Origin of the sequence: Paenibacillus flagellatus, assembly GCF_003217775.1 — a bacterium.
Lineage (GTDB): Bacteria > Bacillota > Bacilli > Paenibacillales > NBRC-103111 > Paenibacillus_AB > Paenibacillus_AB flagellatus.
In genome coordinates this window covers 241,634-264,659 of the sequence record NZ_QJVJ01000004.1, presented here as the reverse complement: position 1 = coordinate 264,659, position 23,026 = coordinate 241,634, and the positions used below count along the sequence as shown (strand labels likewise).

Genomic DNA, 23,026 nt, shown 5'->3' with positions numbered 1-23,026 from the left:
CTAGGGCCGTCTTTTTTTTGCCCGAAAACGGGGTGCGACGTAGTTGCGCTTGCGGTCCCGGAAAAAAATCCAGCCGCCGATAAAGGCGACGCCGGCCGCGAACAGGACGAGGCCTACGAGCAGCTTGCCCCATAAAATATGCGGGTTTTCGTCCTCCGGTCCGAACTGCGCGAACCAGGCGTCCTTCATGGCGAGGAAGCCGTACGTGGCGGCGATGCCCGGAATGACGAGCAGCAGGATGGCGACGAAGCGCTGAAACTTGTCCTTCATGGAAATCCTCGCTTTGCTAGGTTGATCGTCTTTCTCTATCTTATCCCGAATTGTATTTGATGTCTATTTCGCTTTTGGTACAATAGAGGCATTCATCTCAAGACGGGAGGAACTGATCCATGTCCAAACCATTCGACCTCGTCGTGCTCGGCGGCGGCATCGGCGGCTATTCCGCGGCGATCCGCGCGGCGCAGCTCGGCAAGTCGGTGGCGATCGTCGAGCGGGACAAGCTCGGAGGCACGTGCCTGCACAAAGGCTGCATCCCGAGCAAGGCGCTGCTGCGCAGCGCGGAAGTGTACGCGACGATGAAGCGCGCCGACGATTTCGGCGTCATCGCCGGGCCGGTTACGTTCGATTTGGCGAAGGCGCAAGCCCGCAAGACGGATATCGTGGAGCAGCTTCACAAAGGGCTGCACTACTTGATGAGCAAGCATAACATCGAGGTCGTGCGGGGGAACGGACGCATCATCGGGCCGTCGATCTTCTCCCCGAGGAGCGGCTCGGTCGCGGTCGAGCTGGAGGACGGCGAAACCGAGACGCTCGTGCCGAACCAGCTCGTCATCGCCACCGGCTCGCGCCCGCGCACGCTGCCGGGCTTGGAGCCGGACGGCAAGCGGATCATGACGAGCGACGACGCGCTCGCGATGGAGAGCGTTCCCGCGTCGATCGTCATCGTAGGCGGAGGCGTCATCGGCGTCGAATGGGCGACGATGCTGCACGAATTCGGGGCGGACGTGACGATCGTCGAGGCGGAACGCCGGCTCATCCCGACGGAGGACGAAGACGTCTCCCGGGAGCTGGAGAGACTGTTCAAGAAGCGCGGCATTCGCGTCCTGACGGGTGCCAAGCTGGTGACGGATTCGGTCGTCTCCGGGGCGGACGGCGTCGCGATGACGGTCGAGACGGCGAAAGGATCGGAGTCGCTGGCTGCGGAGACGATGCTCGTCTCGGTCGGCCGCGTCGCCAACGTAGACGGCATCGGCTTGGAAAATACGGACGTCCGCGTCGAAAACGGCGTCATCAAGGTGAACGGCTTCCTGCAGACGACCGAGCCGCATATTTACGCCGTCGGCGACGTGAACGGCGGACTTCAGCTCGCCCATGCCGCCGGACACGAAGGGATCGCCGCGGCCGAGCACGCCGCGGGCAAGACGCCGCTATCGCATCCGGCGCACCGGATACCGCGCTGCATCTATACGCGGCCGGAGGTCGCGTCGGTCGGCTGGACCGAGGCGCAGGCGAAGGAGCGGGGCTTCGAGACGAAGACGGCGAAGTTTCCGTTCAAGCCGCTCGGCAAGGCGCTCGTTTTCGGCGAAAACGACGGGTTCGTCAAAGTCGTCGCCGACGCGAAGACGAACGACCTGCTAGGCGTTCATCTGATCGGCCCGCATGCGACCGACCTGATCGCGGAGGCGGCGCTCGCCCAGCTGCTCGACGCGACGCCGTGGGAGGTCGGCAGCGTCGTCCATCCGCACCCGACGCTGTCGGAGGCGCTCGGCGAGGCGATGCTGGCGGTGGACGGGCTGTCGATCGGGATGTAACGGCGTTTTTCGGATAGAGGCGGAACGAAATTGTAATCGACCGGAAAAGCGATTATAATATAGTTATAAGGTCAACTCTTAGGACCAGGTAATAAAACCATCGACGGCCTTATAGCGTTGCCGCGTCGGCAGCGGACGGCAATTCCAAATATACGGCGAGCGTGGGCGCCAGGCGCCCGCCACACGTTCGGCCGACCAGGAGGCTGAAGCCCCAATGTCCATCGGTCAATTGACGAAGCACAAGCAACTTGGCCTATCCGATCAGCAAGCGCTCGACATGTACAGGTTCATGCTGCTCGCTAGAAAGTATGACGAACGCGCGCTGCTGCTGCAGCGGGCCGGCAAAATCAACTTTCACGTTTCCGGAATCGGACAGGAGGCGGCCCAAGTCGGCGCGGCGTTCGCGCTCGATCGGGATCGCGATTACTTTTTGCCCTACTACCGCGACTACGGGTTCGTCCTGTCCGTCGGCATGACGCCGAGGGAGCTGATGCTGTCGCTGTTCGCCAAGGCTGGAGACCCGAACAGCGGCGGACGGCAAATGCCCGGGCATTTTTCCCACCGCAAGCTGCGCATCGTCACCGGATCTTCGCCGGTCACGACGCAGGTGCCGCATGCCGTCGGCGTCGCGCTCGCCGCGAGGATGAAGGGCGAGCCGCTCGCCGCGTTCGTCTCGTTCGGCGACGGCTCGAGCAACCAGGGCGACTTCCACGAAGGCTGCAACTTCGCGGGCGTGCATAAGCTCCCGGTTATTTTCATGTGCGAGAACAATCAATACGCGATATCGGTGCCGATCCACCGTCAGGTCGCCGGCTCCATCGCCGAGCGTGCCATCGGATACGGCTTCCCGGGCGTGAAGGTCGACGGCAACGACGTGCTGGAAGTGTTCCGCGTCGTCAAGGAAGCGCGCGAGCGCGCCATCCGCGGCGAAGGGCCGACGCTGGTCGAGGCGGTCACGTACCGGCTGTCGCCGCACTCGACGTCCGACAACGACCTCGCCTACCGGACGAAGGAAGAGATCGACCTGCACCGGGGCAAGGATGCGATTCCGCGCTTCAAATCGTACTTGATCGAAAGCGGCATCTGGAGCGAGGAGCAGGACGAGGCGCTCGTCGCCAGCGTCACCGCGGAAATCAAGGAAGCGACCGAATTCGGGGACAAAGCGCCGTTCCCGCAGCCGGACGACTTGTACCGGCACGTCTATGCCGAAGAGGAAGGGGTGTAACCGATGCCGGTCGTCAATTATTTGACCGCGATCCGCGATGCGATGCAGGAGGAGATGTCCCGCGACGACAACGTATTCGTGCTCGGCGAGGACGTCGGCTATAAAGGCGGCGTATTCGGGGCGACGAAAGGGATGATCGAGAAGTTCGGCGAGCAGCGCGTCATGGATACGCCTCTCGCCGAGTCGGCCATCGCCGGCGTCGCCATCGGGGCGGCCATGTACGGCATGCGTCCGATCGCGGAAATGCAATACGCCGACTTCATGCTGCCCGCGACGAACCAGATCATCAGCGAAGCGGCGAAAATCCGGTACCGCTCCAACAACGATTGGACGTGTCCGGTCGTGATCCGTGCGCCGATCGGGGGCGGCATTTTCGGCGGCTTGTATCATTCGCAATGCACGGAATCGATCTTTTTCGGCACGCCGGGACTCAAAATCGTCTTCCCGTCGACGCCCTACGATGCGAAAGGGCTGCTCAAGGCGGCGATTCGCGACCCCGACCCGGTTTTGTTCTTCGAGCACAAAAAATGTTACCAGCTCGCCGAGGGCGAAGTGCCCGAGGGCGATTACACGGTGCCGATCGGCAAAGCCGACGTGAAGCGCGACGGCTCCGACATTACCGTCATAACGTACGGCCTGACCGTCCATTTCGCGCTGGAAGCGGCGACGGAGCTGGCGAAGGAAGGGATCAGCGCCCTCGTGCTCGACTTGCGCTCGATCCAGCCGCTCGACAAGGAAGCGATTTTGGCGGCCGCCGCCAAGACGGGCAAAGTGCTCGTCGTCCACGAAGACAACAAGACGGGCGGGGTCGGCGCGGAGGTGTCCGCGATTATCGCCGAGGAACTGCTCTATCAGCTCGACGCGCCGATCATGCGGCTGTGCAGCCCGGACGTGCCGGCGATGCCGATCAGCCCCGTGCTCGAGAAGCACTATATGCTGAACAAGGATAAAGTGAAAGAAGCGATGAGGAACCTCGCGCTGTATTGAGAAGCGGTAGCAATAGTCGGATCAGGCGCGTCAAGGGCGCGTTTTCCCGGGAGGTTGGCTTTGAGATGAAAGAAACGAAGGCGCAAGGGACCGAAATCGTCATTCCCCAGCTGGCGGAATCGCTCGTCTCGGCGACGATCGCGAAATGGCTCAAGAAGCCCGGCGATTACGTCGAGCAGTACGAGCCGATCTGCGAGCTGATTACGGAGAAAGTGAATGCGGAGCTGCCGTCGACGGTGGAAGGGACGCTGCTCCGGCTGCTCGTCGACGAAGGCGAGACGGTGGCGGTCGGAACGGCCGTCGCCCTGATCGCGGAAGCGGGAAGCGGGAGCGAGGCGGCCGAGCCGGCCGCCGAGAGCGTCTCGCCGCCGGGCGCCGCCGTCCGGCCGGCGGCGGGGGCGGACGATACGTCGATGCGCGGCCGATATTCGCCGGCGGTTCAGCAGCTGGCGGCCGAGCACGGCGTTCCGCTGCAGTCGCTGACCGGCACCGGCATGGGCGGACGCATTACGCGCAAAGACGTCCTCCGCTACTTGGAGGAGGGACCGTCTCCGGCGGCTAGACCGGGTGCGGCGGAATCCGCCCCGATTGCGGCGGAAGCGCCGAAGCTGCCCGTCCGCTCGACCGGACTGCACTTGTCCGAAGAGCCGCCTACGCCGAAAATCGAAGTGGAGAGCCGCATCGACGACGGCCGCGGCGAATATATTATCGACGTCACCCCGATCCGCAACACGATCGCGACGCGGATGCGCCAGAGCGTGGCGGAAATTCCGCACGCTTGGACGATGATCGAGGTGGACGTGACGAACCTGGTCGTCCTGCGCAACAAGATCAAGGACGAGTTCATGAAGAAGGAAGGCATCAACCTGACGTACTTGGCGTTCGTCCTGAAAGCGGTCGTCAACGCGATCAAGGATTACCCGATCATGAACTCGGTATGGGCGGTCGACAAAATCATCGTCAAGCGGGACATCAACATTTCGCTGTCCGTCGGCACCGAAGACTCCGTCATTACGCCGGTCATCAAGAAAGCCGACCAAAAAAATATCGCCGGTCTCGCACGCGAGATCGACGAATTGTCGCGCAAGGCGCGTTCCGGCAAGCTGAGGCTCGACGACGTGCAGGGCGGCACGATAACGGTGAACAATACCGGATCGTTCGGGTCGATTTTGTCGTACCCGATTATCAACTATCCGCAAGCGGTCAACTTGACGTTCGAATCGATCGTGAAGCGTCCGGTCGTCATTCACGACATGATCGCCGTCCGCTCGATGGCGAACATTTGCTTGTCGCTCGACCACCGCATTCTCGACGGCGTCATTTGCGGACGGTTCCTCCAGCGCGTGAAGGAAAACTTGGAGAGCTATTCGCTCGACACGAAGCTGTACTGATCCCCGCATCGGGACGGCCGGTCTTGGCGCATCAGCCCATGATCATGCCGACGGCATACAGCACGACGGACGACACCATGGCGAACAGCATGAGATAGACCATGACTTTGACGAATCTTTTACTGAACAAAACGATTCACTCCTCGCAAATGAAGGTTAACGGGAACGTTAATTACGATAGCGGGACATACTTGTATTGTACCTTAATTCACGGCCGGGAGGAAAGTTAGATGATCCAACGAGAACGGTTGATCGAGCAGTTCATGCAGTTGGTCCGGATCGACAGCGAAACCCGCCATGAGCAGGAAATCAGCAAGGAGCTGAAGCGGCTGTTCGCGGAGCTCGGCTTGGACGTATTCGAGGACGATACCGCGTCCGTTACGGGACACGGCTCGGGCAACCTGATCTTCACCTTGGAGGCGACGCCGGACAAGACGCACCTTCCCGCCGTTCTGTTCACGTGCCATATGGATACGGTGACGCCGGGCAAAGGGATCAAGCCGCGCATTGACGACGACGGCTACATCCGCAGCGACGGCACGACGATATTGGGCAGCGACGACAAGGCGGGCGTGGCCGCTTTGATCGAAGCGATCAAGGTGTTGAAGGAACAGTCGATCCCGCACGGGAAGCTGCAGTTCGTCATTACGACCGGCGAAGAGTCCGGTCTGCTCGGCTCGCGGGCGATGGCCAAAAACCGCCCGGACCGGCTCGAGGCCGCCTACGGCTACGCGATCGACTCGAGCGGCAGCGTCGGGGAAATCGCCGTCGCGGCGCCGACGCAGGCGCGCATCCAAATTACGTTCAAAGGGCGATCGGCGCATGCCGGCGTCAACCCCGAGGACGGCGTGAGCGCCATCCAGGTGGCAAGCAAGGCGATTTCGCGCATGCCGCTCGGCCGGATCGATTTCGAGACGACGGCCAACATCGGCAGCTTCGCCGGCGGCGGCGCGACGAACATCGTCTGCGAGCGGGTCGATATCGCGGCGGAGGCGAGAAGCCTCGTGCAGGAAAAGCTCGACCGCCAGCTCGCGGCGATGAAGCAGGCGTGCGAATCGGCCGCGGAGGAGATGGGCGCGAAGGTGGAGTTCATCAGCGAGGTCATCTACCCGGCGTATAAATACGACGAAACCGCCCCCGTCGTGAAGCTGGCCATGAAGGCGATCGAATCGATCGGTCGCAAGCCGTCGACGTTTCATACCGGCGGCGGCAGCGACGCCAACATGTTCAACGGCATGGGCATCCCGACGGTCAACCTCGCCGTCGGCTATGAAAAAATTCATACGACCGAGGAGCAAATGCCGATCGCCGAGCTGGTGGCGGCGGCGGAGCTCGTCGTGGCGATCATCAAGGAAAGCGCCGCTTCCTAAAGCGATCGCATGCAAAACGCCCGGTTCGGGCGTTTTTGCGTTAGGCGGATTTTATCGCAGCGGCCGAATGGAAGCGGAATGAGGCAATCGTCGCGGCATAGAGGTCGCTTCCCCGGCCTACCCGTTTGCAAAGGGATGGTTTTTGGCTTAAACAAGGTGAATAAGCATAAGTAGGGGAAGATAGCCGAAAAAGCTTGCGGAGGTGCGCCATGATCCGATGGAAGACGGGAACGGTCGTCGGCATCGTCGAGGTTCGCGGGACGGTGCAGGTCGTCGACGTGGCGGACGAAAGCGGGACGACGTCCCGGGCGATCCGGTATACCGACACGATGCGGCCGCTTCGGCCGGGAGACCGCGTCCGGATGAACGCGACGGCGGCGGAGCTATCGCTCGGCAGCGGCGGAGCGCATTTCGTCTATGACGCGTTCGGCGACACCGATGAAGGGGGCGAGTCGCTTCCCGATCACGGCGGCCATATCATGAAGCTGCGGTATACGCCGCTGCAGCGCGCCGTGTTGGCGGCGGAGGAGCCGGCCAGTCCGCACCATGGCGTCATGGCCCGGGCCAGGACGATCGAGCGGATGCCGGTGCTGATCGGAGAGCTGCACAGCATGCTGCCGATCGCGCTCGCCTGGATGTTCGGGGAGCCGTCTGCGTCGGAGCGTCCGCGCGTATCGTACGTCATGACGGACGGCGGGGCGCTGCCGCTTGCGCTCAGCCGTCACGCCGCGGAATTGAAGTCGCTCGGCTGGCTCGACGGCACGATTACGTGCGGACACGCGTACGGAGGCGAGCTGGAGACGGTTAACCGGTATACGGCGCTGCTTGCCGCGAAGCACGTCCAGCGGGCGGACGTGACGATCGCGGTCATGGGGCCCGGCATCGTCGGAACGGGGACGCCGTTCGGCCATACCGGCACGGAGACGGCGGACTTGATTCACGCGGTCGCCGCGCTCGGCGGCGTCCCGATCGTCATGCCGCGGATCAGCTTCGCGGACGCGCGGGAACGCCATCGCGGCATCAGCCACCATCTGCTGGAGACGCTCGGGACGTTGACGCTGGCGCGCGCGATCGTACCGCTGCCCGAGTGGCCGGACGAGCGGCAGCGGCTGCAGCTGGAGCGCCAGCTTGAGGCGTCCGGAGTCGCGAAGCGCCACGAGCTCGTCTCCGTGCCGGGCGTGACGCCGGAAGAGGCGGAGAAGCGCATGCGGTCGTATCCGGTGCCGATTACGACGATGGGAAGGGGATTACGCGACGATCCGGCGTTTTTTGCGGCCGTGTGCGCGGCGGCGCAGCATGCCCTGTCGCTTTTGCGGGAGCGCCGATGAGCTTGGGCAGCAGCGCCGCCAGCTCGGCGCGCCCGCCGTCGTGCGCGGCCGACAGTTTGCGCAGCTGCTCGCGGATTTCCCAGCTTTTTCCGACCATCCGGATATGCTTGTCCGATACGTAGCTTTTCATCGTTCATCCCGTCCTCATCTTCCGATTGAAAGTCTGTTATACTATCAACGTATGCGCACCATGGACAAGCTATGACGACTAACGAATGACGAAACGGAATGCATAGAGATACGGAGGGATGGAGAATGGCGAACGACAAGTACGAAGAACCGACGGTCCGTACGGAACCGATCTTTCAGGGGAAAGTGATCTCGCTTCAGGTGGACACCGTACGGCTGCCGAACGGCGAGACGGCGACGCGGGAAGTGGTGAAGCATCCCGGCGCGGTCGGCGTGCTCGCGATCCGCGACGACCGGATGATCGTCGTCGAGCAGTACCGCAAGGCGCTCGGCCGCAGCCAGGTCGAAATTCCGGCGGGCAAGCTCGAGCCGGGCGAGGATACGGCGGAAGCGGCGAAGCGGGAGCTGGAGGAGGAGACGGGCTACCGGTGCGAGGGCGTGAAGCTCGTCTGCTCGTTCTATACGTCGCCGGGCTTCGCCGATGAAATTCTTCATTTGTACGTGGCCGAAGGGCTGACGGAAGGGAGCGCGAACCCGGACGAGGACGAGTTTCTCGACTGTGAAGCCATTACGCTCGAGACGGCGAAGCGGTATATCGCGGAAGGACGGATCCGCGACGCGAAGACGATCGCCGCCGTATACGCATGGCAATTGTTCCGGCTGACGGGCTCGTACGCGCCATGAACGACTACTTCGTCGACCTGCACATTCATATCGGCCGCACCGAGAAAGGAGCGCCGGTCAAAATAAGCGGAAGCCGCGACCTGACGTTTTTCAACATCGCGAAGGAAGCGTCGGAGCGCAAAGGGATCGAAGTTATCGGCATCATCGACAGCCATTCCCCGGCCGTCCAGGACGAGATCGACGCATATTTGGACAAAGGGGAGATGGAGGAGCTCGAAGGCGGAGGCATCCGCTACCACCGGACGACCGTCCTGCTCGGCAGCGAGATCGAGGTGAAGGACCCGGGCATGGGCGCCGCCCATTTGCTCGCGTATTTGCCGACGCTCGCGGAGATGAAGAAGTTTACCGGGTGGATGAAGCGCCATATGAAAAATGTGGAGCTCAGCTCCCAGCGGCTGTACGTGCCGGCGCGCGAGCTCCAGGACGAAGTGTACGGACGGGGCGGCCTTCTCATCCCGGCCCATATTTTCACCCCGTACAAGAGCGTCTTCGGGAGCGGCACGACCCGGCTCGCCAACATGCTCGATCCGGACAAAATCGCCGCGGTCGAGCTCGGACTGTCCGCCGACACGGAGATGGCGAGCTGCTTGTCGGAGCTGGACCGGTATTCGTTCGTCACGAACTCGGACGCGCATTCGCTCGGCAAAATCGGCCGGGAATACAATGTGATGAAGATGGCGGCCCCTTCGTTCGAAGAGCTGCGGCTTGCGCTCGCTCGACGGGACGGGAGGCGGGTGGCGGCGAACTACGGCTTGAACCCGCGGCTCGGGAAATACCATCGCACGTACTGCGACTCCTGCGAATCGATATTGGACGAGACGGAGACGACGATCGAGCGGTGCTTGTACTGCGGCAGCGTCAAAATCGTGCGCGGCGTCATGGACCGGATTCGGGCGATCGCCGACCGGGAGACGCCGGAGGTGGCGGACCGCCACCCGCCGTATCGGTTTCAGGTGCCGCTCGAGTTCATCCCCGGCCTCGGCAAAAAAAAGCTGGCCGCTCTGCTCGAACGGTTCGGCACCGAGATGAACATCCTCCACCGCGTGCCTGCTGCCGAGCTGGCCGAGGCGGCCGGCGAGGATATCGCCCGCTATATCGTACAAGCCCGCGACGGAAGCCTCTCCCTCGAGACGGGTGGAGGGGGCCGGTACGGGAAAGTGTCGCGCGCGCCTTCTCTATGAGGCGAATCGCGCGACTCTCTTTTTGCTAGACGGGAGTCATAGCTTCCTTGCCCCGTTCATATAATGGGAACGAGTTGGACAAGGGGAGGAAGCCGCAATGAATGGGAACTACCGGATGCGTCAGTATATGAAGGAGCATTTGCCGCTCTACTTGTTCGTCTCCGTGCTGTTCGTCATGGGCGTCGTCTTCGGCGCGCTGATGGTCGGGGCGCTGTCGCCCGGACAGAAGCAGGAGATGGCGAGACACGTCAACAGCTTTATCCAAATCGTCAACCAGGGCGAATCGTTCGGCGGGAAGACGACGTTTTGGGACTCGTTCTCGCTTCACTTGAAATGGGTCGGGCTCATCTGGGTGCTCGGCTTGTCCGTTATCGGGCTTCCGTTCATCTTTTTGCTGGATTTCTTGAAGGGCGTGCTGGTCGGCTTCTCGGTCGGCTACCTGGTCGGGCAGCTCTCGTGGAAAGGGATGCTGTTCGCCTTCGTCTCGATCGCCCCGCAAAACTTGATCGTCATTCCGGCGCTCGTCATGTGCAGCGTGGCGGCGTGCGCCTTTTCCCTATACGTGATCAAAAACCGGTTCATGCAAAAGCGCGGCGCGCTGTACCCGACCTTCATGCGCTATACGTCGCTCTCGCTGTGCATGGCGGCGCTTCTGTTCGCGGTGGCGCTGTTCGAGGCGTACTTGTCTCCGGTCATGATCAAATGGGTCGCCCCGATGCTGGCCGTCACGGGCGGATGAACGGGAGGCGGGCATCGCGTCCCTTTTCGGGGACCTTTTAGAATGATTCTAAAAGGTTTGACTTTGCAAGCGGGCTCCCCCTATAATGAGAATGGCGGCGATTTCGCGCGGTCGGCATCATCCGTTGCCCGACAGTCGGCGGTTTCGCGGCAATGCGCTCAGGAGGGGGAGGAACATGGAAGCGCGTATCGAGAAAATCAAGCAGCAACTGCAATCCCAGGGCTACAAGCTCACACCCCAGCGCGAAGCGACCGTGCGCGTCTTGTTGGAGAACGAAGAGGACCATCTGAGCGCGGAAGACGTCTTCATGCTCGTGAAAGATAAAGCGCCCGAAATCGGGCTCGCTACCGTATATCGGACGCTCGAGCTGCTGAGCGAGCTGCACGTCGTGGAGAAGATGAATTTCGGCGACGGCGTCGCCCGCTACGACTTGCGCAACGACAGCAACCACCATCACCATCACCATCTCATCTGCGTCCAATGCGGCGCGGTCGACGAAATCATGGAGGATTGGCTCACTCCGCTGGAAGAGAGGCTGGAGCGGGAATACAACTTCAAGGTGCTCGACCACCGGCTCGATTTTCAAGGCATTTGCCACCGGTGCAAGGACAAGGAGAAAACCGACGCTTCGGAAGCTTGAAGCTGATCGCTGATCGAACGAATCCCCGGCAGGACGGAACGACCGTCCTCCGGGGATTTTTTGGGCTGTTCGCCGATCAGCGAGAACGAATTTCTTGTCTCATGAACAATGCGTACGAAATCGCGAACGTGACGACGGTGGCGGCGATCAGGCCGGTCAGCTGCGGCCAGACGAGCAGCAGGCTTTGCCCGAGCGGCAGCGGGCTCGGGATCGCGCCGACGATCTGTTCCATCGTCAGCGGACCGAGCGATCGCACCGACGGGACGAGCAGCGTCGTCGTCGCTTCGCCGAACAGCTGGCTCGGCGACAAGCGCGACAGCAATAGAAGCAGCCCCTGATCGCGCATCAGCGACTCCGGGTCGGCGCTATCGGACAGCAGGGCGTTCGCGACCAGATCGATGATCATGCCGTAGAAGACGAGGAAGAAAATCCAGACCGATATGGCGGACAGCGCGGACGTGGCGGCCTGGCGGAACCGGACCGAGAACAGGATGGACAGGTTGAGCCAGAAGCCGACGTATACGGTGCTGAGCAGCAAAAACCCGACCATCCGCCAAAACTCCTCGGGCGTCGGAGGCACGCCCAGCACGACGATGCCGAAGCCCGCGACCAGGAAGCCCAAGGCGAAGAACAGGACGGCGACCACGATGAACGAGGCGGCGAACTTGGCGTTGATCAAGTCGTCGCGGTGGATCGGCTGGGCGAGCATCCGGCTGAGCGTCCCCTTGTTGCGCTCGGCGTTGACGGCGTCGAACCCGAGTCCGATACCGATGAGCGGCCCCAGGAAGGAGACGAACGTCATGAACGGCGGAATGCCGCTGCTGGACGCCGTGTACAGCTTCAGGAAAAAGAACGACCGCACCTCCTCCTCGGTCGAAATGGCGTCCTTCATGCCGAGCGAAGCGGTATACACCGATGCGATGCAGGTGAGCGCCATGAGGCCGAGCAGCAGCGAATATCGCCAGCTGCGGACGTGATCGCCGATTTCCTTGTGCACGATGACCCAGAACGGGTTCGGAACGGCGACCTTGGACGGCGCCGTCCCGTTCCGTTCCGCGCCGCCCGGTCGAACGACCCGGCGGAGGCCGGAAGCGAGCGCAGGCAGCCATTGCGTCGGATGGCGCAGCGAACGGTTCATCGCGACTCCCCTCCTTCAAAATAGCGGTGGTAAATTTCGTCCAGCCCGTATTCGCGGATCGACAGCCGCTGCAGCGCCGCTCCGTCCTCCACGATGGCGCGCGCGAGCTCCGCGGACACGTCCCGGGAGCAGCCGATGCGCCATTCGCCGCCGGTTTCCTTCTGGACGCGGAGCACGCCGTCCACGCCGCCGAGCTTCGACGAAAGCCGCTCCGAGGCGGAGCGGACGACCGCCTCGACGACGATCAGCTCCTCCTCGAACAGCTCCCGGGACAGCGTCGGGATATCGCCGACGGCGATCAGCTTTCCTTTGACGAACAGCCCGACCCGATCGCATATTTGCTGCACCTGATGCAGATGGTGCGACGACAGCAGCACCGTGATGCCCTCGTCGCGGCTGAGCGAGCGGATCAGCTGCAGCAGCTCCCGCACCCCTTCCGGATCGATGCCCAGCGTCGGTTCGTCCAGCACGATCATCTCCGGCCGCTTGATCAGGACGTCCGCCAGTCCGAGCCGTTGGCGCATCCCCCGGGAATAGGCGCCCGTCTTTTTGTTCGCGGCATCGGCGAGACCGACGCGCTCCAGCAGACGGAGCGCCCGCTCCCGCGCTTCCTCGCGGGGAATCCGGTTGAGCATGGCCGAATAGATCAAATTGTCCAGTCCGGAACGGTCCTCGTAAAAGCCGACGTCGTCCGGCAAATAGCCGACTTTCCGCTTCACGAGAAGCGGATGCCGCGTCGGATCGACCCCGCACACCTTGACGATCCCCATCGTCGGCTCGGCGAGCCCGAGCATCATCAGGATCGTCGTCGATTTGCCGGCGCCGTTCGGACCGAGCAAGCCGAATATCTCCCCTCTTTCGATCGTCAGCGTCAGCTTGTCGACGGCCGTAAATTCCCCGTATTTTTTCGTCAGCTGACGAAGCTCGATGATCGGTTCGCCCATCGGTTATCGCCTCCCGTAGCGGCGGAACAGCGAGTAGACTCCGGCGACGACGGCCGCGATGATCAGCACCCCGATCCAGCCCCACAGCACGGACGTTTCCACCGTCATGCGAAGCTGCGCGTCGGCCGACTTGGACGGCGAGGACGAGGTGAGCCGGACGACGTAATCGCCGGCAATCGCTTTTTTGTCGGCCTTGATCGTCGCTTGCACGTCAGCGGATTGTCCCGGCTCGAGCACCGGAATTTTCGGCGGGTTGAAATCGACCTTCCAATTGACCGGCGCGGAGGCGGATAACGTCACGTCGTTCAGCGCGGAGGACCCCTTGTTCGTCACCTTGAGCGTAACGTTTCGGCTGCCGCCGGCCGTCACGTCGGCTTGCAGATTGCCGTCGGAGGTGGACAGCTCCATGTCGAAGGTGCCTTTGACGACCGCCTCCAGCTCCGTTTTCGCCGAAGTTTCGCTTCCGGATGCGGTGACGGCGATTTTGTACGTATCGGCCTTGATTTGGGTCGGCGGCCGAACCGTCACGCTGATGTCCTGCTGCGCGTTCGGCTCGACGTTGACCGAGGTTACGTTTTTCGAATCGACCGTAAACTGGACGTTCCAGCCTTCCGGCGCCTCGGCCTTCAAGGCATACAGCTGCTTCGACGCCGTCCGGTTTTTCAATGTCGTGCTGTACGTAAACGTGGAATCGGTATTGCCCTCCATATTCGGCTGCTTCGTCTCCAGCTCCGTCCGGTACGTCCCTTGCTCGGTCACGTTGACGACGAGCGGCAGCGAGGCCGCTCCGGCCGCATCGACCCGGAACGAATAAGCTCCTTTTTCCACCTTCAAAGGCACGACGATCCGCAGGTCGACCTTCTGGCTCTCCTTCGACTTCACCGACAGCCGTTGAATTTTGCGGCCGCCCGCGGTCAGCTCGTATTCCCATCCGTCCGGCGCGCTTTGGACGGACAAGTCCGCCGTCTGGATGGCGTCCGAATCGTTGATGACATCGATGCCGTAATTGATCGTCTCTCCCGGCTGTACCGACATGCTGACGTACGGCGTGTACAGCGATAGTCCGCCCGCCGCCGAGGCCGTCGGAGCCGCCGTCAGTCCGATCAGCAGGCACAGCAGCGCGGTCACGAAAGCCCAAGTCCGTTTCACAAGAACCCCTCCCGTTTTGTTTGGTTCAATCCGTATACGCGGCAAAGGCGGCGGCGGATTTACGATTCGAAAAAAATTTGATAAATAAAAAATAAGGGGCTTTCAGGGGATGCGGAGGGAGGAGATGGCGTTGTCGGGGCATAGCGACCGCGATCGGCTGCTGCTGCTGGAAATCGGAACGGGGTCGAAGGAGGCGTTCGACCGGTTTTATGAAACGTACGTCCCGATCATGTACCGTGTCGCCGTTCGGCTGACGGACAATCGGATGGATGCGGAGGACGTCGTGCAAGACGTCCTGCTGGACGTCCTGCGCCGGCCGGAGAAGTACGATCCGTCGCGCGGGACGCTGGAGGCGTGGCTGCTGGTCAAAACGAAAAGCAAAAGCTTGGATGCGCTTCGAAAGCGAAGCCGCACGGTGCCGCTCGGGCCGCACCGGGAGCAGGCGCCGGCCGACACGGTGCCGGCACCGGAGGAAGCGCTGCTGCTCCGGGCGGAGGCGGAGACGGTCCGTTCCGCGCTGCGCGGCATTCCCGCGCTTCAGCGCGAGGCGCTGTACGGCGCTTATTTCGAGTCGATGACGCACCGGGAATTGGCGGAACGGTTGAACCGGCCTCTCGGCACGGTGAAATCGCTGGTGCGCTACGGGTTGAACAATATCAAGAAGCAGCTCGCCGCCAAAGGCTGGACGGGGGCGCCGAAAGGAGGAGACCGCGTTGAATCGGATTGAATGCCCGGTACCGGACGAGAAATGGGTGGAATGGATACGGGGGACGATGCCCGAGTCGGAGGGAGCCGAATTGTCGGCCCATGCCGAGAGTTGCCCGGCGTGCCGGGCGGCGTATCGGGAATGGTCGGCGCTCTTGGCCGACACGGCGGAACCGTCTCAAGCCGAGCGTCCGACGGAGACGTTCCGGCGCAAACTGCGGCTCAAGGTTGCCGGTCTCGCCCTGCTTCGGCGGATCAAGCCGCCCGGCGCGCCGGTAATCGCCGCGGCGCTTGCGCTGGCGTTGGCGCTCGGCGTATGGTCGGTGCCGCGAAGCGACCGGGGAGGATCGGCCGGAAGCGCCGTGCCGACCGCCGAGGAGACGGTCCTTCGCGACATGTCGATGGTCCGCGACTTGCGGACCGTACAGCTGCAGGTCATGCCGGTCCGCGAGATGCGGATCAAGGGCGTCGCTTGGGTCAACGACGTTTCGTCCGAGGTGATGCTGCTGGTCGAAGGACTCGTCTTCGACGACGAAAAGGACTATCAGGTTTGGTCGGTGGCGGCCGGTACCCATACGACGATCGGCGTCATGCGCTGGACGAACGGAAAGGCGCATATGTATTACAGAGGCGGGGCGCTCTCGAGTGCGGACAACATTGCGGTAAGCGCGGAGCCGAAAGGAGGCAGCGTCCGGCCGACCGGTCCGGATTTGGCGGTCGTTCGGCTGAAGAAGTGACGCACGTCCGGCGGACGGCGCGATCGGATAGATTGCCCGCTCCCAACGCATGCTAATACAGGCAACATCAAGATGCAGCGTCAGGTTGGGGTGAACGAAATGACAGCGACGAACCGGTACGTCATCGGAGTACCGAAGGAGATCAAAAACAACGAATTCCGCATCGCGCTGACGCCGGGCGGCGTCCGGATGCTCGCGGACGCCGGACACGAGGTGCTCGTGGAGGCGGGAGCGGGGGCCGGCAGCGGCTTCGCCGACGACGAATATGCGAGAGAAGGCGCCCGGATCGTACCGGACGCGGCCGACGTCTGGCGGCGGGCGGATATGATCATGAAAGTCAAAGAGCCGCTCCCGTCGGAGTACGGCTTTTTTCGCGAAGGACAACTGCTGTTTACGTATTTGCATCTGGCCGCGGCGGCCGATCTGGCGAAGGCGCTCGTCGACAGACGCGTAACCGGCATCGCCTACGAGACGATCCAGCTGCCCGGAGGAGGGCTGCCGCTTCTGACGCCGATGAGCGAAGTGGCCGGACGAATGTCGGTGCAGATCGGGGCGCACTTTTTGGAGCGGTTTTACGGCGGGCGCGGGGTGCTGCTCGGCGGCGTGCCCGGCGTTCCGCCGGCCGACGTCATCATATTGGGCGGCGGCATCGTCGGCACGAACGCGGCCAAGATGGCGCTCGGCCTCGGCGCCAACGTCGTCATCGTCGAGCGGAGCGGCGACCGGATGCGCTACATCGACGACGTATTCGGCGGCCGCGTGAAAACGCTCATGTCGAATCCGTACAACATCGCCGGCGCCGTGCAAAAAGCGGATTTGCTTATCGGGGCCGTGCTCATTCCGGGCGCGAGGGCGCCCAAGCTCGTGTCCGAGGCGATGGTGCGGCAGATGAAGAAAGGGGCGGTCATCGTCGACGTCGCCATCGACCAAGGCGGGTCGATCGAGACGATCGACCGGGTGACGACGCACAGCGACCCGATCTACGAGAAGCACGGCGTCATCCATTACGCGGTCGCGAACATGCCGGGGGCGGTGCCCCGGACGTCGACGCTCGCGCTGACGAATGCGACGCTGCCGTACGCGCTCGAGCTCGCGAACAAAGGCTTCGGTCCCGCGATGCGCGACAATGCGGCGCTTCGGCTCGGGGTGAACACGCACGGCGGCCGCGTGACGCATCCGGCGGTCGCCGAAGCGGTCGGCATGCCGTACGTCCCGCTCGATCCGGGGGACGGGACATAATTCGGCCTGCCCGCTCATATGGTTACGAAGGGGCACAAATTACGAGGCGCTTCATACGGAGGACAAGCCATGATCGTATCGTTTCGGAAATGGTGGATTCGGGCCAAGTTCGTCGCCGTTTTCGTCATCTTGACGGTGCTGCTCTACGAGCTGCTCCGGTTCGTGGGCGGCTGGATCGAGCCTGCGCAGCGGTACAAGGAGCCGACCGGCAAGGCGGTCAAAGCGTTCCGTCACGGAGACGCGGCGCGGGAGCCGGAGACGATCGCGGAACGGCTGCTGTTTTTTTACCGGTATGGAGAGTGAAAAAGCAAACTTTTGTTCGTCTCGGCAGGAAAACGGTTCTCCGCGTTGAATAGTGTTGTACATGAGGATCGACATACTGGGGGACCGACCATTCGCGATGAAGAGACATCTGCAAACGTTTATCCATTACCTCTCCGCAGAGCGCGGGTTGGCGCGCAACACGCTCGAGTCGTACGAGCGGGATTTGAACCATTATCTGGCGTTTATCGAAAGCCTGGGCGTCGTCTCGCTCGGAGATACGTCCAAATCGACGATCGTCCAGTATTTGCTCCGGCTGAAGCAGCTCGGGCGCGCGCCCGCCACCGTCTCGCGCAACATCGTCTCGATTCGCGCGTTCTACCAGTTCCTGCTCCGGGAGAAGCTGATCGCTCTCGATCCGTCCGTCGACATGGAGGCGCCCAAGCTCGAGAAACGGCTGCCGAAGGTGCTCTCCGTCGAAGAGGTCGGACGTCTCCTCGAGGCGCCCGAGCCGTCCGGCGCCGGCGGGATGCGGGACAAGGCGATGCTGGAGCTGCTGTACGCGACCGGCATACGCGTCTCGGAGCTGATCTCGCTCAACGTGGATAACCTCAATCTGGAGATGGGCTTCGTCCGCTGTACGGGCAAGGCGTCCAGAGAGAGAATCATCCCTCTCGGACGAATCGCCGTGCGATGGCTCGGAGACTATATCGGGACGATGCGGCCCCAGCTGCTTCGCCGGTCGAAGCCGGAGGAGGCGCTGTTCGTCAACCATCTGGGCACGCGGCTGACGCGTCAAGGCTTCTGGAAAATCGTCAAGCGCTACGCGCGCGAGGCGAACATCGACGCGGAAATTACGCCGCATACGCTTCGCCATTCGTTCGCCACCCATCTGCTCGAGAACGGAGCCGATCTGCGCGCCGTTCAAGAAATGCTCGGACATGCGGACATTTCGACGACGCAAATTTATACGCACGTGACGAAGTCGCGGATGAAGGAAATTTACGACAGGACGCACCCGCGCGCGAAAATTACATAAAACGGACGACGCCGGACCGCTTCCAGGTCCGGTATTTTTTCGCATGCTCTCGTACGGAAACGTGAGCGGAATCGGCCGAAGCGTATCCTTTTGCAATCGCCCGGGCGTCGTGAGATAATATGGAAAACCGTTTCACCGACTACGTACCGTGCGAACGGAGGTATAGACGACCATGACCTTTCAACGAATCGCCCTGATCGTCCTGGACAGCGTCGGCATCGGCGAGCTGCCCGACGCTCCGGCATTCGGAGACGAAGGCGCCCATACGCTCGGCCATATCGCCGAGCGCGTGCCCGGCTTCGCCTTGCCGAACCTGGCCAAGCTCGGACTCGGCAACATCGCGCCGCTTCGCGGCATCTCTCCGGCCGAACGGCCGGACGCTTATTACGGAAAAATGGCGGAAACGTCCGTCGGCAAAGATACGATGACCGGTCACTGGGAGCTGATGGGCTTGCGCGTGACGATCCCGTTCCAAACGTACCCGAACGGGTTTCCGGACGCGCTCGTCCGCAAGTTCGAGGAGGCGACCGGCCGCGCCGTCATCGGCAACAAGCCGGCCTCGGGCACCGAAATTCTCGAGGAGCTCGGCGCGGAGCAGATGCGGACCGGCTCGTGGATCGTCTATACGTCGGCGGACAGCGTCTTCCAGATCGCCGCCCACGAGGACGTCATTCCGCTCGAGGAGCTGTATCGCGCCTGCCGCATCGCGCGGGAGCTGACGCTCGGCGAATATGCGGTCGGCCGCGTCATCGCGCGCCCGTATGTCGGCGAGCCCGGCGCGTTCCGGCGGACGCCGAACCGGCACGATTACGCGGTCAAGCCGCCGGAGCCGACCGTCATGAACCGGGTGAAGGACGCCGGCCTCGATTGTATCGCCATCGGCAAAATCAACGATATTTATTCCGGGGAAGGCGTTACCGAAGCGACGCCGACGAAAAGCAACGCCCACGGCATCGAGGAGACGATCCGGACGCTCGACCGGCCGTTCCGCGGGTTGGCGTTTACGAATTTGGTCGATTTCGACTCGCTGTACGGCCATCGACGCGATTCCGAGGGCTACGGCCGCGCCTTGATGGAGTTCGACGCGAAGCTGCCCGACATCATGGCCCGGATCGGGCGGGACGACCTCTTGATCCTCACGGCCGATCACGGCAACGATCCGATCCATGCGGGAACGGACCATACGCGCGAATACGTGCCGCTGCTCGTCTGGAGCCCGCGTCTTAGCCGGCCGGCGTCGCTCGGCGTACGCGCGACGTTCGCGGACGTCGGGGCGACGGTCGCGGACAATTTCGGCTTGCCGGCGCCCGCGCACGGCACGAGCTTTTTATCCGGTTTGCAATGAAGCTGCAAGGAAGCGGAGGTACATACGGCATGAGCGATAGCGAGCGTTCGATGGAAGAGAAGATCGGTGACGCGGTCCGGTTTATCGAGGAGGAAATTCCGTACCGTCCGGAGGTCGGCCTTATTCTCGGCTCCGGTCTCGGGGTGCTGGCCGATGCGATGGAGGACGTCACCGTCATCCATTACGAAGAAATTCCGCACTTCCCGGTGTCCACCGTGGAAGGGCATGCGGGCGAGCTGCTCGTCGGCACGATCGGCGGCAAAAAAGCCGTCCTCATGAAAGGACGGTTTCATCTGTACGAAGGGTACGACGTGACGGCGGTTTCGTTTCCGGTGCGCGTCATGAAAGCGCTCGGCGTCCGGTCGCTGCTGCTGACGAACGCGGCCGGAGGCGTCAACACGTCGTATCGCCCCGGCGATCTGATGCTCATTCGCGATCATATCAATTTCATGTTCCGCAACCCGTTGATCGGGCGAAACGAAGAGTCGCTCGGCGTCCGGTTCCCGGACATGTCCGAGGCGTACAGCGCGAAGCTGCGCGGGCTCGCCAAGGAAACGGCCGAGAGCCTCGGCTTGGAGCTGCAGGAGGGCGTCTACGCCGGCCTGCTCGGCCCGAGCTACGAGACGCCGGCCGAAATCCGCATGCTGCGCGCGATCGGCGCGGACGCGGTCGGCATGTCGACCGTCCCGGAGACGATCGTCGCCCGCCACGCGGGCATCGACGTGCTCGGCGTGTCCTGCATCACGAACATGGCGGCGGGCATTCTCGATCAGCCTTTATCCCATGCGGAAGTGGTGGAGACGGCGGAGCGGGTGAAAGAATCGTTCCTCGGCTTCGTCTCCGCCGTCATCCCGAAGCTGTAACGCACAGGCCCAGAGATGCAGCAACGACTTCAATAGGCGCAGGAGGTAGTTTCATGGAGTTGTCGTATTTGGAGCAGATCAATCAAGCCGCCGACGCGATTCGCGCGCGGATCGGCAGCCGCTCTCCCGAGATCGGCCTCGTGCTCGGGTCGGGTCTCGGCGACTTGGCCGACGACGTGAGCGACGCGGTCGCCATCGACTTCGGCGACGTGCCTCATTTTCCGGTATCGACCGTAGCCGGGCACGCCGGACGATTCGTCGTCGGCACGCTCGAAGGCAAGACGGTTATCGTCATGCAAGGCCGGTTTCATTATTACGAAGGCTATTCGATGCGCCAAGTCGCGGCTCCGGTATACGTCATGCGCAAGCTCGGCGTCCGGACGCTCGTCGTCACGAACGCGGCGGGCGGCATGAACCGCGCGTTCCGCCCCGGCGACTTGATGCTCATTTGCGACCATATCAACATGACGGGCGACCACCCGTTGATCGGCAAAAACGAGCCGGAGCTCGGCCCCCGCTTCCCGGACATGTCCGAGGCGTACAGCAAGCCGTACCGCGAGCTGGCGCACCGGCTGTCCAGCCAAATCCGCGGCGACGACGGCAACGCGCTGGAGCTGCAGGAGGGCGTCTATTGCGGCATCTCCGGCCCCTCGTACATGACGCCGGCGGAATTGACGATGCTGGCCCGGCTCGGAGGCGACGCGGTCGGCATGTCCACCGTCGCCGAGGTGATCGCGGCGCGCCATTGCGGCTTGAACGTGCTCGGCATTTCGTGCATCACCGACATGGCGATCGGCGAGGAGCTGGAGCCGCTCAGCCACGAGCAGGTCGTGGAGGTCGCCAACCGGACGAAGCCGAAATTCGCGGCGCTCGTCAAAGCGTTCGTCCGCGAAGCGAACGATTGAATGCCAAAAGGCCAAGAACGCGTCCGACGGTTCTTGGCTTTTTTCGAAGAGCGGGGGCCGATCGATCGCTTCGTCCCGCGCTCCGGTATGGCATACTCGTTCAGGCCGTCCCGCAAGCCGCCGAGCATACGCGGTTGCGTCCGGTCCGCTTCGCCTCGTACAGCGCTTGATCGGCGCCGTTCAGCAGCTCGTCGGCGGGGACGCCGGGATACGTCGATACGCCGAGCGAGGCGGTAATGTGGATCGTTCGCCCGTCCGGCAGCGCGTACCGGTGCGCCTCCACGGCGGCGCGGATGCGCTCGGCGACCTGCAGCGCCATGTCGTGCGGACAGTCCGGCAGCAGGACGGCGAATTCCTCGCCGCCGATGCGGGCGGCCGTGTCGAACGAACGGGCCGTTCGTTTCAACACTTGGCCGAATTGCTGGAGCACCGCGTCGCCGGCGGCATGGCCGTACGTGTCGTTCACTTTTTTGAAATGGTCGATATCGACGGCGATCAGCGACAGGACGACCAGCTTTTGCTGCTGGACGCTCGTGAAGAGCTCGTTGAATATCGTATCGAACGACCGGTGGTTATGCAGGTCGGTCAAATAGTCGGTTCCGGCCGATTTGGCCAACTGGGCGTAGAGGGCGTTCGTACGCGTCAGGAAGCCGATCATATAGGCGACGTAGACGCCTCCGAGCGCCAAAACCGTCAAATACAAAGGCAAGTACGCCAAGCTTCTCGAGCCGAGCAGGAAGATGAGGCTCCAGATGATGGCGACCATATTAACCGCGATGCCCGACAGCCAGTACGGCCAAAACGAGCGAAATTTGGCTCGGAACACGCCGCAGGCGATGCCGACCGCGACGGCGTTGGACGCGGCGACGACCGACGAGTCGGTGATGCCGCCGAACAAGCCGATTCTTCCGGCCACGATCAGAACGGTCGTCGCGATCGAGGAAACCCACCCTCCGAAAAAGGCGGACGCCATAATCGTGAGCGTGCGGAAATCGAGAATGATCCGATCCGCGATATGAACGCTGAAGTACATCAGCATGACGCCGAACAGACCGTAGGCGGCGCCGATCGCCAAGCGGATGTACAGGGGGGACGTCGTGGTAACGGGCTTGCGGATGTGGAACTGGTTGGAAAGGAACAGGAAAGCGGTCAATAGTGACATATTCGTAATCAATTCCAAAATCATGAGGCATCACCTGTTGTCGTTGATAGAGCA

The 23,026-nt window shown here is 62.6% G+C and carries 25 protein-coding genes; 18 read left to right on the top strand and 7 right to left on the bottom strand.

The genetic code is table 11. The features are described from left to right. Complete coding sequence (locus tag DLM86_RS10865; protein WP_110840029.1) at positions 1-270, bottom strand: DUF2627 domain-containing protein; 270 nt, start codon at positions 268-270, stop codon at positions 1-3. A gap of 119 nt (positions 271-389) precedes the next feature. On the opposite strand from DLM86_RS10865, the gene lpdA reads away from it, so the two are divergent. From lpdA to DLM86_RS10845, 4 genes are all read left to right on the top strand, one after another. Then, positions 390-1,811 (top strand): dihydrolipoyl dehydrogenase, encoded by a 1,422-nt coding sequence (gene lpdA / locus DLM86_RS10860; protein WP_110840028.1) that lies wholly within the window; start codon positions 390-392, stop codon positions 1,809-1,811. A 214-nt stretch (positions 1,812-2,025) separates the two neighbouring features. Continuing rightward, complete coding sequence (locus tag DLM86_RS10855) at positions 2,026-3,036, top strand: thiamine pyrophosphate-dependent dehydrogenase E1 component subunit alpha (protein WP_110840027.1); 1,011 nt, start codon at positions 2,026-2,028, stop codon at positions 3,034-3,036. 3 nt (positions 3,037-3,039) lie between these two features. Continuing rightward, on the top strand, positions 3,040-4,023 hold the full coding sequence (locus DLM86_RS10850) for an alpha-ketoacid dehydrogenase subunit beta (protein WP_110840026.1): 984 nt from the start codon (positions 3,040-3,042) through the stop codon (positions 4,021-4,023). 65 nt (positions 4,024-4,088) lie between these two features. Next, the gene (locus DLM86_RS10845) at positions 4,089-5,414 is read left to right on the top strand and encodes a dihydrolipoamide acetyltransferase family protein (protein ID WP_110840025.1); all 1,326 of its coding nucleotides are present in this window, start codon (positions 4,089-4,091) and stop codon (positions 5,412-5,414) included. A 31-nt stretch (positions 5,415-5,445) separates the two neighbouring features. Here DLM86_RS10845 and prli42 read toward each other — a convergent pair whose 3' ends face one another. After that, the gene (gene prli42 / locus DLM86_RS10840) at positions 5,446-5,544 is read right to left on the bottom strand and encodes a stressosome-associated protein Prli42 (RefSeq protein WP_110840024.1); all 99 of its coding nucleotides are present in this window, start codon (positions 5,542-5,544) and stop codon (positions 5,446-5,448) included. Between the two features lie 100 nt (positions 5,545-5,644). Here prli42 and DLM86_RS10835 point away from each other — a divergent pair, with 100 nt between their 5' ends. Together DLM86_RS10835 and DLM86_RS10830 are read left to right on the top strand one after the other, a co-directional pair. After that, a complete protein-coding gene (locus DLM86_RS10835; RefSeq protein WP_110840023.1) occupies positions 5,645-6,784 on the top strand; it encodes a M20/M25/M40 family metallo-hydrolase in 1,140 nt (379 codons plus the stop codon). A gap of 209 nt (positions 6,785-6,993) precedes the next feature. Continuing rightward, positions 6,994-8,112 (top strand): DUF3866 family protein, encoded by a 1,119-nt coding sequence (locus tag DLM86_RS10830; RefSeq protein WP_110840022.1) that lies wholly within the window; start codon positions 6,994-6,996, stop codon positions 8,110-8,112. Here the strand turns inward: DLM86_RS10830 and mciZ are convergent. Continuing rightward, on the bottom strand, positions 8,012-8,242 hold the full coding sequence (gene mciZ, locus DLM86_RS33185) for a Z-ring formation inhibitor MciZ (protein WP_110840021.1): 231 nt from the start codon (positions 8,240-8,242) through the stop codon (positions 8,012-8,014). The genes DLM86_RS10830 and mciZ overlap by 101 nt on opposite strands. Positions 8,243-8,367: 125 nt before the next feature. On the opposite strand from mciZ, the gene DLM86_RS10820 reads away from it, so the two are divergent. From DLM86_RS10820 to fur, 4 genes are all read left to right on the top strand, one after another. Then, the gene (locus tag DLM86_RS10820; RefSeq protein WP_110840020.1) at positions 8,368-8,925 is read left to right on the top strand and encodes an NUDIX hydrolase; all 558 of its coding nucleotides are present in this window, start codon (positions 8,368-8,370) and stop codon (positions 8,923-8,925) included. Next, positions 8,922-10,106 (top strand): endonuclease Q family protein, encoded by a 1,185-nt coding sequence (locus DLM86_RS10815; protein WP_110840019.1) that lies wholly within the window; start codon positions 8,922-8,924, stop codon positions 10,104-10,106. The genes DLM86_RS10820 and DLM86_RS10815 overlap by 4 nt, the downstream gene beginning before the upstream one ends. A gap of 97 nt (positions 10,107-10,203) precedes the next feature. Beyond that, positions 10,204-10,845, top strand: coding sequence for a stage II sporulation protein M (gene spoIIM / locus DLM86_RS10810; protein WP_110840018.1), 642 nt, complete (start codon positions 10,204-10,206; stop codon positions 10,843-10,845). A gap of 175 nt (positions 10,846-11,020) precedes the next feature. Further along, positions 11,021-11,485: a ferric iron uptake transcriptional regulator gene (fur, locus tag DLM86_RS10805; RefSeq protein WP_110840017.1), complete on the top strand. Its 465-nt coding sequence runs from the start codon at positions 11,021-11,023 to the stop codon at positions 11,483-11,485. A gap of 76 nt (positions 11,486-11,561) precedes the next feature. Here the strand turns inward: fur and DLM86_RS10800 are convergent, their stop codons facing one another. Genes DLM86_RS10800 through DLM86_RS10790 form a run of 3 tightly spaced genes read right to left on the bottom strand, consistent with a single transcriptional unit; the run spans position 11,562 to position 14,716 of the window. Then, complete coding sequence (locus DLM86_RS10800) at positions 11,562-12,623, bottom strand: ABC transporter permease (RefSeq protein ID WP_110840016.1); 1,062 nt, start codon at positions 12,621-12,623, stop codon at positions 11,562-11,564. Further along, complete coding sequence (locus tag DLM86_RS10795; protein ID WP_110840015.1) at positions 12,620-13,567, bottom strand: ABC transporter ATP-binding protein; 948 nt, start codon at positions 13,565-13,567, stop codon at positions 12,620-12,622. The genes DLM86_RS10800 and DLM86_RS10795 overlap by 4 nt, the downstream gene beginning before the upstream one ends. 3 nt (positions 13,568-13,570) lie before the next feature. After that, on the bottom strand, positions 13,571-14,716 hold the full coding sequence (locus DLM86_RS10790) for a COG1470 family protein (protein WP_110840014.1): 1,146 nt from the start codon (positions 14,714-14,716) through the stop codon (positions 13,571-13,573). Positions 14,717-14,840: 124 nt separating this feature from the next. Here DLM86_RS10790 and DLM86_RS10785 point away from each other — a divergent pair, with 124 nt between their 5' ends. The 8 genes from DLM86_RS10785 (at position 14,841) to DLM86_RS10750 (ending at position 21,810) form a co-directional block, all read left to right on the top strand. Next, positions 14,841-15,443, top strand: coding sequence for an RNA polymerase sigma factor (locus DLM86_RS10785; protein WP_158289423.1), 603 nt, complete (start codon positions 14,841-14,843; stop codon positions 15,441-15,443). Beyond that, entirely contained in the window at positions 15,430-16,158 is a 729-nt protein-coding gene (locus tag DLM86_RS10780) for an anti-sigma factor domain-containing protein (protein WP_110840012.1), read from the top strand. Before DLM86_RS10785 ends, DLM86_RS10780 begins: the two co-directional genes overlap by 14 nt. Before the next feature lie 99 nt (positions 16,159-16,257). Beyond that, complete coding sequence (gene ald / locus DLM86_RS10775) at positions 16,258-17,397, top strand: alanine dehydrogenase (protein ID WP_110840011.1); 1,140 nt, start codon at positions 16,258-16,260, stop codon at positions 17,395-17,397. A 69-nt stretch (positions 17,398-17,466) separates the two neighbouring features. Next, a complete protein-coding gene (locus DLM86_RS10770) occupies positions 17,467-17,700 on the top strand; it encodes a DUF4227 family protein (RefSeq protein ID WP_110840010.1) in 234 nt (77 codons plus the stop codon). Between the two features lie 97 nt (positions 17,701-17,797). Then, complete coding sequence (gene xerD / locus DLM86_RS10765; protein ID WP_110840009.1) at positions 17,798-18,697, top strand: site-specific tyrosine recombinase XerD; 900 nt, start codon at positions 17,798-17,800, stop codon at positions 18,695-18,697. Positions 18,698-18,869: 172 nt separating this feature from the next. Beyond that, positions 18,870-20,042, top strand: a complete 1,173-nt coding sequence (deoB, locus tag DLM86_RS10760) for a phosphopentomutase (protein WP_110840008.1) — start codon at positions 18,870-18,872, stop codon at positions 20,040-20,042. Between the two features lie 50 nt (positions 20,043-20,092). Continuing rightward, a complete protein-coding gene (locus tag DLM86_RS10755) occupies positions 20,093-20,905 on the top strand; it encodes a purine-nucleoside phosphorylase (protein ID WP_425453962.1) in 813 nt (270 codons plus the stop codon). Between the two features lie 53 nt (positions 20,906-20,958). Further along, positions 20,959-21,810 carry a purine-nucleoside phosphorylase gene (locus tag DLM86_RS10750; protein WP_110840007.1) on the top strand — a complete coding sequence of 284 codons (852 nt, stop codon included), beginning with the start codon at positions 20,959-20,961 and terminating at the stop codon, positions 21,808-21,810. A 100-nt stretch (positions 21,811-21,910) separates the two neighbouring features. Here DLM86_RS10750 and DLM86_RS10745 read toward each other — a convergent pair whose 3' ends face one another. Then, a complete protein-coding gene (locus DLM86_RS10745) occupies positions 21,911-22,996 on the bottom strand; it encodes a GGDEF domain-containing protein (RefSeq protein WP_110840006.1) in 1,086 nt (361 codons plus the stop codon). Positions 22,997-23,026: the final 30 nt, after the last annotated feature.

Bases quoted from the DNA above. Each gene is read 5' to 3' on its own strand.
- DLM86_RS10820 (WP_110840020.1), top strand. From the start codon at position 8,368: ATGGCGAACGACAAGTACGAAGAACCGACGGTCCGTACGGAACCGATC.
- DLM86_RS10850 (WP_110840026.1), top strand. From the start codon at position 3,040: ATGCCGGTCGTCAATTATTTGACCGCGATCCGCGATGCGATGCAGGAG.
- fur (WP_110840017.1), top strand. From the start codon at position 11,021: ATGGAAGCGCGTATCGAGAAAATCAAGCAGCAACTGCAATCCCAGGGC.
- DLM86_RS10795 (WP_110840015.1), bottom strand. From the start codon at position 13,567: ATGGGCGAACCGATCATCGAGCTTCGTCAGCTGACGAAAAAATACGGG.
- deoB (WP_110840008.1), top strand. From the start codon at position 18,870: ATGACCTTTCAACGAATCGCCCTGATCGTCCTGGACAGCGTCGGCATC.
- DLM86_RS10855 (WP_110840027.1), top strand. From the start codon at position 2,026: ATGTCCATCGGTCAATTGACGAAGCACAAGCAACTTGGCCTATCCGAT.
- mciZ (WP_110840021.1), bottom strand. From the start codon at position 8,242: ATGAAAAGCTACGTATCGGACAAGCATATCCGGATGGTCGGAAAAAGC.
- lpdA (WP_110840028.1), top strand. From the start codon at position 390: ATGTCCAAACCATTCGACCTCGTCGTGCTCGGCGGCGGCATCGGCGGC.
- spoIIM (WP_110840018.1), top strand. From the start codon at position 10,204: ATGAATGGGAACTACCGGATGCGTCAGTATATGAAGGAGCATTTGCCG.
- DLM86_RS10815 (WP_110840019.1), top strand. From the start codon at position 8,922: ATGAACGACTACTTCGTCGACCTGCACATTCATATCGGCCGCACCGAG.
- DLM86_RS10800 (WP_110840016.1), bottom strand. From the start codon at position 12,623: ATGAACCGTTCGCTGCGCCATCCGACGCAATGGCTGCCTGCGCTCGCT.
- DLM86_RS10770 (WP_110840010.1), top strand. From the start codon at position 17,467: ATGATCGTATCGTTTCGGAAATGGTGGATTCGGGCCAAGTTCGTCGCC.
- xerD (WP_110840009.1), top strand. From the start codon at position 17,798: ATGAAGAGACATCTGCAAACGTTTATCCATTACCTCTCCGCAGAGCGC.
- DLM86_RS10845 (WP_110840025.1), top strand. From the start codon at position 4,089: ATGAAAGAAACGAAGGCGCAAGGGACCGAAATCGTCATTCCCCAGCTG.
- DLM86_RS10835 (WP_110840023.1), top strand. From the start codon at position 5,645: ATGATCCAACGAGAACGGTTGATCGAGCAGTTCATGCAGTTGGTCCGG.
- DLM86_RS10755 (WP_425453962.1), top strand. From the start codon at position 20,093: ATGGAAGAGAAGATCGGTGACGCGGTCCGGTTTATCGAGGAGGAAATT.
- DLM86_RS10785 (WP_158289423.1), top strand. From the start codon at position 14,841: ATGGCGTTGTCGGGGCATAGCGACCGCGATCGGCTGCTGCTGCTGGAA.
- DLM86_RS10745 (WP_110840006.1), bottom strand. From the start codon at position 22,996: ATGATTTTGGAATTGATTACGAATATGTCACTATTGACCGCTTTCCTG.
- ald (WP_110840011.1), top strand. From the start codon at position 16,258: ATGACAGCGACGAACCGGTACGTCATCGGAGTACCGAAGGAGATCAAA.
- DLM86_RS10865 (WP_110840029.1), bottom strand. From the start codon at position 270: ATGAAGGACAAGTTTCAGCGCTTCGTCGCCATCCTGCTGCTCGTCATT.
- DLM86_RS10750 (WP_110840007.1), top strand. From the start codon at position 20,959: ATGGAGTTGTCGTATTTGGAGCAGATCAATCAAGCCGCCGACGCGATT.
- DLM86_RS10830 (WP_110840022.1), top strand. From the start codon at position 6,994: ATGATCCGATGGAAGACGGGAACGGTCGTCGGCATCGTCGAGGTTCGC.